8 protein-coding genes are annotated in these 7,873 nt (G+C 37.4%); all 8 read left to right on the forward strand.

Annotated features, from left to right (window positions below; translation table 11 throughout):
- Positions 1-5: 5 nt before the first annotated feature.
- Positions 6-2,378, forward strand: coding sequence for a ferrous iron transport protein B (gene feoB, locus E7A03_RS09705; protein WP_005387093.1), 2,373 nt, complete (start codon positions 6-8; stop codon positions 2,376-2,378).
- Positions 2,379-2,609: 231 nt separating this feature from the next.
- Positions 2,610-2,816, forward strand: coding sequence for a FeoB-associated Cys-rich membrane protein (locus E7A03_RS09710; protein ID WP_004697259.1), 207 nt, complete (start codon positions 2,610-2,612; stop codon positions 2,814-2,816).
- A 104-nt stretch (positions 2,817-2,920) separates the two neighbouring features.
- Positions 2,921-3,181: a DUF6110 family protein gene (locus tag E7A03_RS09715; protein WP_004697111.1), complete on the forward strand. Its 261-nt coding sequence runs from the start codon at positions 2,921-2,923 to the stop codon at positions 3,179-3,181.
- A gap of 14 nt (positions 3,182-3,195) precedes the next feature.
- The gene (locus E7A03_RS09720) at positions 3,196-5,334 is read left to right on the forward strand and encodes a heavy metal translocating P-type ATPase (RefSeq protein WP_316074091.1); all 2,139 of its coding nucleotides are present in this window, start codon (positions 3,196-3,198) and stop codon (positions 5,332-5,334) included.
- A gap of 116 nt (positions 5,335-5,450) precedes the next feature.
- Entirely contained in the window at positions 5,451-5,855 is a 405-nt protein-coding gene (locus tag E7A03_RS09725; protein WP_316074092.1) for a hypothetical protein, read from the forward strand.
- A complete protein-coding gene (locus E7A03_RS09730) occupies positions 5,848-6,690 on the forward strand; it encodes a hypothetical protein (protein WP_008600577.1) in 843 nt (280 codons plus the stop codon). The genes E7A03_RS09725 and E7A03_RS09730 overlap by 8 nt, the downstream gene beginning before the upstream one ends.
- 49 nt (positions 6,691-6,739) lie before the next feature.
- On the forward strand, positions 6,740-7,501 hold the full coding sequence (locus E7A03_RS09735; RefSeq protein WP_316074093.1) for an ECF transporter S component: 762 nt from the start codon (positions 6,740-6,742) through the stop codon (positions 7,499-7,501).
- A 100-nt stretch (positions 7,502-7,601) separates the two neighbouring features.
- A complete protein-coding gene (gene scfA, locus E7A03_RS09740; RefSeq protein ID WP_004693318.1) occupies positions 7,602-7,745 on the forward strand; it encodes a six-cysteine ranthipeptide SCIFF in 144 nt (47 codons plus the stop codon).
- Positions 7,746-7,873: the final 128 nt, after the last annotated feature.

Genomic DNA, 7,873 nt, shown 5'->3' on the forward strand with positions numbered 1-7,873 from the left:
TTCACATGGCAGAAAATGGGCAAATTCGCATTGCCTTAGCAGGTAACCCTAACTGTGGTAAAACTACAATGTTTAACAATATCACAGGGGCGAAGCAACACGTTGGTAACTATGCCGGCGTTACAGTAGAAAAAAAGGAAGGCCATACGAACTTTGATGGCCATGAGTTATTGTTTATTGACTTACCAGGTACATATAGCTTAACTGCACGTTCCTTGGATGAGTTAGTAGCGCGTAATGTTATCGTAAATGATAACCCAGATGTTATTGTTAATGTTCTTGATGCATCTAACTTGGAACGTAACTTATATTTAGCTGCACAATTATTGGAACTTGAAAAGCCAATGGTTATTGCTCTAAACATGGCTGACGTTGCTGAAGAAATGGGCATCAAATACGACCTAAAAAAAATGGCAGAAATGACAGGGGCTACAATTGTTAGCACAGTAGGTCGTACAAACATTGGTACAAAAGACTTGTTAGAAGCAATAATTAGTGTAGCTGCTTCTCAAAAAGCTCCTGGTGTAACAATTAACTATGGTGATTTGTTAGAAGGTAAAATTAGTGAGCTTGTAGAATTGCTAAAACAAGCGGGCACTGTTACATATCCACTTCGTTGGATTGCTGTTAAGTTGTTAGAAAAAGATGCTGACGTTATTGGCAAAGTTATGCGCTTTGATAATACGGAAGCTGTTATTCAAAAGGCTGAAGCTATTCGTGAAGAAATTAAGGATCAAGTTGATCTTGATATTGTCTTCCAAGAATATCGTCACCGCTTTGCAGTAGAAGTATATAATACATGTTTAACACAAGCGCCAACTCAATTGGAAACACGCTCTGACCGTTATGACAAAATCTTAACGCATCGAATTTGGGGCTTACCAATCTTCATGGTTGTTATGTACTTATTGTTTGCGTTCGTTAACTTCGTTGGTGGTATTCCTCAAGGTTGGATCGAGGATGGTTTCGCTGCATTACAAGCTTATGCGGTTCAGACTATTCCAGAGGGCCAATTACAGTCACTCGTATCTGATGGTATTATTGCCGGCGTAGGTGCGGTACTTTCATTCTTACCATTAATTTTATTACTCTTCCTTGGCATTTCTTTCTTGGAAGATACAGGTTATATGGCTCGTGCAGCCTTCGTTATTGACCGTGTAATGCGCGCATGTGGCTTACATGGTAAATCCTTTATTCCTTTATTATTGGGTTTCGGTTGTTCCGTACCATCCGTAATGGGTGCCCGTATCCTCGACAACTACAAGGATCGAATGGTTACGATTTTGATTACACCATTCATGAGTTGTTCTGCACGTTTGCCAGTGTATATCTTATTTGCAAATGCGTTCTTCCCAAATGGTTGGGATAGTACTTTAGTTGTATTCTCTGTATACTTCTTGGGTATCATCTTCGGTATTATCTTTGCAAAAATTTTCCGTAAGTTCTTATTTGCTGGTGAAGCAGAACCATTTGTAATGGAATTACCTCCATATCATTTGCCTACATTGAAAGCTACATGGATGCACATGTATGAACGTGCTAAATTGTACATCATTAAAGCCGGTACTTTCATTATGGCTGCTTCCATCTTGATTTGGTTCATCACTGCATATCCAATGGATGTAGAATACTCCAAAGATTATGATGCAGTGAAAGAACAAGTTGCTCAAGAGTATGAAGTAAAAGATGCAGCTACATTATCTCAATTCGGTATTGCTACAGATGACCAAAAAGATGCAGTTGATAAAATTGTTGAAGATATGAAATCTACTGTACAAGATGCTACTGATGCTGCTAAGCAAGCAGGAGAAGATGAACCTGAAGTAGCAGTAGAGGATGATTCTGAAGCACCTGAATTATTCAATGATATTAAAGATGAAAATAAAGACTTGTTCCCAGCAGCATGGGCAATGTATAAAAACAGTGCTAACTTAGATGCTGAAAATGACAAACTTGATAAAGAACAAGCTGCTGAAAAAATTGAACAATCCTATGCAGCATCCTTTGGTAAAGCTATTAACCCAGTACTTGAACCATTGGGCTTCGACTGGAAAATGGGCTTATCTCTCGTAGCTGGTTTAGCGGCTAAAGAGGTAGTAATTTCTACATTGGGTACAGTATATGCAGTAGGTGGTGATGATAAAAATCCAGCTCCATTGACTGATTACTTACAAAATGATCCAAACTTCTCACCATTGATTGCATTAACAATGATGTTGTTCGTATTAATTTACCCACCTTGTTTGGCAACATTAGCTGTTATCAAACGTGAAACAGGTTCTTGGAAATGGGTTGCATTCATGTTCTGCTATGAAAATACATTTGCATGGATTGCATGTTTCATCTTCTATAACATTGGTCGCGCATTAGGTTTCTAATCTAGAGTCGCTAAATAGGAGAGTTTAGCCACCTTTAGATTCTTTAAACAAAAATGAATTTAAAAATTGCGATTTTGTTATAAGTAATTTAAAAATAATACTTGATAATTATCAATATTCGTGGTTAAATGATAATGAGAAAAGGGAAATATCCTTTAGATATTGCTTTTATCTTGTTTATCACTAATACACATATTATAATTTAGTAGATATTGAGAAAGAGGCATAATAATGGATAATCTTGTTATAGGACTCATAGTTGTATTAGCATTAGCTTATATCGGTAATAAATTTTACAAACAAATGTCTGGTAAAGGTGGCTGTGGCTGTGGTGGCGGTAGCTCCAAGTCTGGCTCTAAAAAATCTTCTGGTTGCGGTGGTAACTGCAGCTGTGATGGTTCCAATAAAGCACTAGGCATTAAACGTACTGCTAAGTAAGCTAATACGAATTCTGAATTTGAATGAGGGGTCTCTATAATGGCTCCTCTTTTCAAATATAGTAATTAAATTTTTTATCATATTTAGTAGAAAGGAATATTATCATGTTCAACATCGATCAAAAAAATCTTAAAAACGCTAACTTATTCGCAGCAGGTCTTGCATTGGGTACTGTAGGTCTTAAAGTGTTAACTTCTAAAGACGCTAAAAAAGTATATGCTGGTATCGTAGCAGCTGGTCTTCGCGCTAAAGAAACTGTATTAGAAACAGCTGAAAAAGTACAAGCATCCGCATCTGATGTATTGGCAGAAGCTCAAGAAATCAACGAAGCACGCAACGAAGAAATCTTTGAAGAAAACAAATAATTGAGGATTTAACTATGTTACAATTTTCTGTTGTACGAAAACTCAGAAATCGCTTACACGTTAAGGTGTCTGGGCATCGCTTTACAGAAGCAGAAGCTGCTTATGTAGAGGATACATTGCTCCTTAATGATGCAATTGTAGATGTAACCTTCTACACTCGTAGCAGTCAAATCGCCATTAAACATAATGGTGATTCTGATGCTGTGCGTGATGCAGTACTTGGTCTACGCGATTTAGATTTGTCCGAAGCACCAGCTTTGAACGAATACTCTCCACGCTTGGTAAATAAAAAATACCGTGAAATGATGATTAACCGCACAGCAGTTTACTTAGGTAAAAAAGCAGTGTTACCTGCACCAATTGCGGCTGCATGGGCATGGTTTGATGGGATTAAATTTATCGGTAAAGCGATTAAAACATTGTGGCAACGTAAGTTAACTGTAGAAGTACTTGATGGTGTAGCTATTGGTGCTGCATTACTTCAAAAAGATTATCCTACAGCTGGAGCCGTTATGTACCTATTGGGTATTGGTGATATCTTAGAAGAATGGACTCACCGTAAATCCGTATTGAATCTCGCTCAAAGCATGTCCTTGAACGTAGATAAAGTATGGGTATTGGTGGATGATATTGAAGTAAGCAAACCTGTTAATGAGGTTGTAGCTGGTGATCAAATTATCATTCGTCAAGGCGAAGTGATTCCATTGGATGGTGTCGTTATCGACGGGGTTGTTCTTGTTAATGAAAGCTCCATGACAGGGGAACCAGAAGCGGTTCGCCGTGACAAGGATACTTCTGTATATGCAGGTACTGTTGTTGAAGACGGTAAAGCTATTGTAGAAGTACGTAGCACATCCAAAACATCTCGTTACGAAAAAATCGTTAACCTCATTGAAGAGTCTGAACAAATGAAATCCGGTATGGAACAACAAGCATACCGCATGGCTGATAAATTAGTTCCAATAAGCTTTATTGGTGCTGGTTTAACATATTTGTTGACTCGAAATGTGATGAAAGCATTGTCTTTCGTTATGGTTGACTTCTCTTGTGCTCTAAAATTATCCATTCCATTGGCAGTACTTTCCGCTATGCAAGAAGCATCTAAACGCGGTATCACTGTTAAAGGTGGTAAGTTCTTAGAACAAATTGCACAAGCAGATATGATTGTGTTCGATAAAACAGGCACTCTTACTAAAGCTGAACCTGAGTTTGAACAAATTATTCCATTTAACGGTCATGATGCAGATGAAATGTTGAAATTAGCTGCATGTATTGAGGAGCATTTCCCTCATTCCATGGCAAAAGCAATTGTACGCGCTGCTAAGGATCATGCATTACCTCATAAGGAAATGCACTCTGACGTAGAATACGTTGTGGCTCATGGTATTGCATCTAAGGTTGGTCGCTATCGTGTACGCATTGGTAGTGCTCATTATATCTTTGATGATGAAAAAACAAAGATTCCTGCTGATGAACAAGAAAAATTCAATAATTTACCAAATACATCTTCACATATTTACCTCGCTATTGGTGGTACATTAGCAGCGGTTATTTGCATTAAAGACCCTGTACGTGAAGAGGCAAAACAAGTTATAGCTGATTTGCATGCATTAGGCATTAAAAAGGTTGTCATGATGACTGGTGACTCTAAGCGTAATGCACAACGCGTAGCTGATGAACTTGGTATTGATGAAGTGCATGCAGAAGTATTGCCAGAAGATAAGGCAAGTTATGTAAAACAAGCCAAAGCTGAAGGCTATACTGTTATGATGGTAGGGGACGGTATCAATGACTCCCCAGCAATTTCTGAGGCTCATGTTGGTATCGCTATGAATGAAGGCGCTCCAATTGCTCAAAAGATTGCGAATGTTACTATTTCTTCCGATAATCTACAAGCTCTTGTAGATTTGCGCCGCATTTCTATTGCATTGATGAAACGTATCAAAGCAAATTACAATGGTATCGTTGGTTTCAATGGTGCTCTTGTTGGTGGCGGTGTACTTGGCTTTATGCCACCAAGTCAAACTGCTTGGTTGCATAATCTATTCACATTGGGGATCGGGCTTGAAAGCATGACACCATTGTTGAAAAAAGAAGAACCAAAGGAAACTGTTCCTACAATTGATGTAACAGCTGATTCTGTAGTAGCTTAATCAAAGGAACCTCCATATAGGTATTGATTTACCTATATGGAGGTTTTTCTTTTTTGATGACATTTATCTATGATTATTGTAAAATACAAGGAGATTACATATCGTAGGAGATTTATATGAACATTTTGATAGATATTTGCAGACGCTCCTTCTATTTGAATCTATTTATTGTGGTAATTCCCATTATTGCATATATGATTCATAATGGATCGAGTGCGACAGTAGCACTAGTATGGTATTTGTTGTTATCCTTGTGTATGCCTTGGGCCTATTTATCATTTAAAAGCAGTACCTTTGATGAGGGTAAATCTATAAGTCGTATCGCTTATGTAGTGAGTTGGGTTGTCGTTCACGGTATCAGCTATAAAGGAATTTTCTTAGGTATTGATTTATCCATGTTGTGGGGATGGCCAACAGTAGGTCGTGATATAGCCTTTTTATTAGCTATGTATTTTAGTGTCACATTTAGCTTGATTATAGCTTATGGCTTAACTCGATTGGTGGGAGACCGTAATGAATAAAAGTTTTTGGTTATTTACGTTAATTTGTTCACTTTTTGTAAGTGCTATTACGACAGTACTTTCATTAAGTGGGGCACTATCAATACCCATTTTAGTGTTCCCCGTTTTGTCGCTAGTCATACCAATTATGGTGCGACGACTAAAGAATGCCAAGTTTAACGATGATTTACCGCTAAGCATGGGCTATCATGCTTATAGTTGGGCTTGGTGGACGGTATTTTCGTTTCTTCATACACCATTTAGCTTTAATGTAGATAATGGATTAGCAAAAGTACTACTTTTATTTGTAGTATATTTTATCGTTCAAGTTCTTATTGAGCTATGTGGCTTATTAGCTACAAAGTTTTTCAATCGTACTCATCGATGGGGTATGATTGATGAAGCATTAGATATAATTGTCTATACTATACCGATTCCATTCTTGTATATTGGCTCAATCCTATATATAGATTTACAGGATCCGATGGTATATTTTATGTATGCATCATCTATGAATGTAAATATATTATTTGCTGAACTTGTATTATTACTAGTTTCTTTATTGGTCTTTGTATTCTATTTGTATCCAAGAGATTTAGCATATAAGGGTGTACGTTTGTTGCGTATCATTATTACTGCAGGTATATGGCTTGCTATGAACGCTCATATTTTGTATGGTGGTTATATTCCAGAATTTATTTTATCTTTAGTTCCCACCGTTTTTCCAACGTACCAAGGTAATCCACTAGTGTTTGTAACTCCAGCTTTATTAGAAGCTGGTGTGACAGGTGTAGCAGTGATTATAGGTGCATTGGTAGAGCGTGGTATTATTTCACGATGCCGTGAACGTATTTAATTTCTAGTTTCGACTTATATCCGTAAGGAATGAGAGCGAAGGAGGATCTATGAACAACATTGAACGTCCATTGGATGATAACTCAACTGTATCAATCCACGACAATGAAAAACTGAAGCAAGTTGAACGTAAAGAAGCCAAAAAAGAGAAGAAAAGTGGCATTACGATTCGAGAATTGACGATTATTGGTTTACTAGCCGGTATCACTATTGCATTAGGCCTTTCTGGATATGGTATTATTCCATTAGGTCCGCTAAATGTAACAACTTTACACGTACCAACTCTAATTGGTGCTATTGTAGAAGGACCAAAAGTGGGAGCCTTTGTAGGCTTTATCTTTGGTTGCTATAGTTTGTGGCAAAATATTACAGCTCCTAATATTTTATCCCCACTATTTATTAATCCAATTATTTCCGTATTACCACGTATACTTTTCCCAGTATTAGCATATTTGGTATATCTATTATTGTGGAAAGCACCGCAAGGTCCACGTATTATTGTTTCTGCTTTTATGGGGACCGTATTCCATACAATCATGGTTATGGGATTAATCTTCTTACTCTATGCAGATATGTTTGCTCTTAAAATGAATCTTAGTCCAGATCAAGTATTAGGCTCTGTCGTATTCTTGTCTGTTACACATGGTATTCCAGAAGCCGTTTTTGCTGCTGTAATTGTAACACCAGTGGCAATGGCTTTACGAAAAGTATTGCGTAAGGATGCTCCTAAGAAAACTAAAGGTGAATCTATGCGAGACGCAAAAGTTACAGACCATCAATTAGGAGAAACTGAAGTGGTAGAAACCAAATAAGCTGAAGTTGTAGATGAAAATATAACGAAATAGTATTTTACAGGCTTTTTATAAATATGATAAAATAAATATCATTCGATAAGTATTGAGGAGGATAATCATGGCTAAACGTATTCGTACTATCAACACTGAATCCTTACAAAAAACTGCTAAAACTGGCGGTTGTGGGGAATGTCAAACATCTTGCCAATCCGCTTGTAAAACAAGCTGCACAGTTGGTAACCAAGTTTGCAAACAAAAATAATGAAGAGGCTCGCTTAGCGGGCCTTTTTTATTATTTTATTGTCTTTAGACTGGTTCGTGACGTAGTCGCGAACCATAAAACCACCCGCTATGCGGGTGCGGCAACGAAAGTTATACAAAAAAATCACC

It is taken from the genome of Veillonella parvula (genome assembly GCF_032472435.1).
GTDB classification, from domain to species: Bacteria; Bacillota; Negativicutes; order Veillonellales; family Veillonellaceae; genus Veillonella; species Veillonella parvula_N.

Bases quoted from the DNA above. Each gene is read 5' to 3' on its own strand.
- E7A03_RS09725 (WP_316074092.1), top strand. From the start codon at position 5,451: ATGAACATTTTGATAGATATTTGCAGACGCTCCTTCTATTTGAATCTA.
- E7A03_RS09720 (WP_316074091.1), top strand. From the start codon at position 3,196: ATGTTACAATTTTCTGTTGTACGAAAACTCAGAAATCGCTTACACGTT.
- scfA (WP_004693318.1), top strand. From the start codon at position 7,602: ATGGCTAAACGTATTCGTACTATCAACACTGAATCCTTACAAAAAACT.
- E7A03_RS09710 (WP_004697259.1), top strand. From the start codon at position 2,610: ATGGATAATCTTGTTATAGGACTCATAGTTGTATTAGCATTAGCTTAT.
- feoB (WP_005387093.1), top strand. From the start codon at position 6: ATGGCAGAAAATGGGCAAATTCGCATTGCCTTAGCAGGTAACCCTAAC.
- E7A03_RS09730 (WP_008600577.1), top strand. From the start codon at position 5,848: ATGAATAAAAGTTTTTGGTTATTTACGTTAATTTGTTCACTTTTTGTA.
- E7A03_RS09735 (WP_316074093.1), top strand. From the start codon at position 6,740: ATGAACAACATTGAACGTCCATTGGATGATAACTCAACTGTATCAATC.
- E7A03_RS09715 (WP_004697111.1), top strand. From the start codon at position 2,921: ATGTTCAACATCGATCAAAAAAATCTTAAAAACGCTAACTTATTCGCA.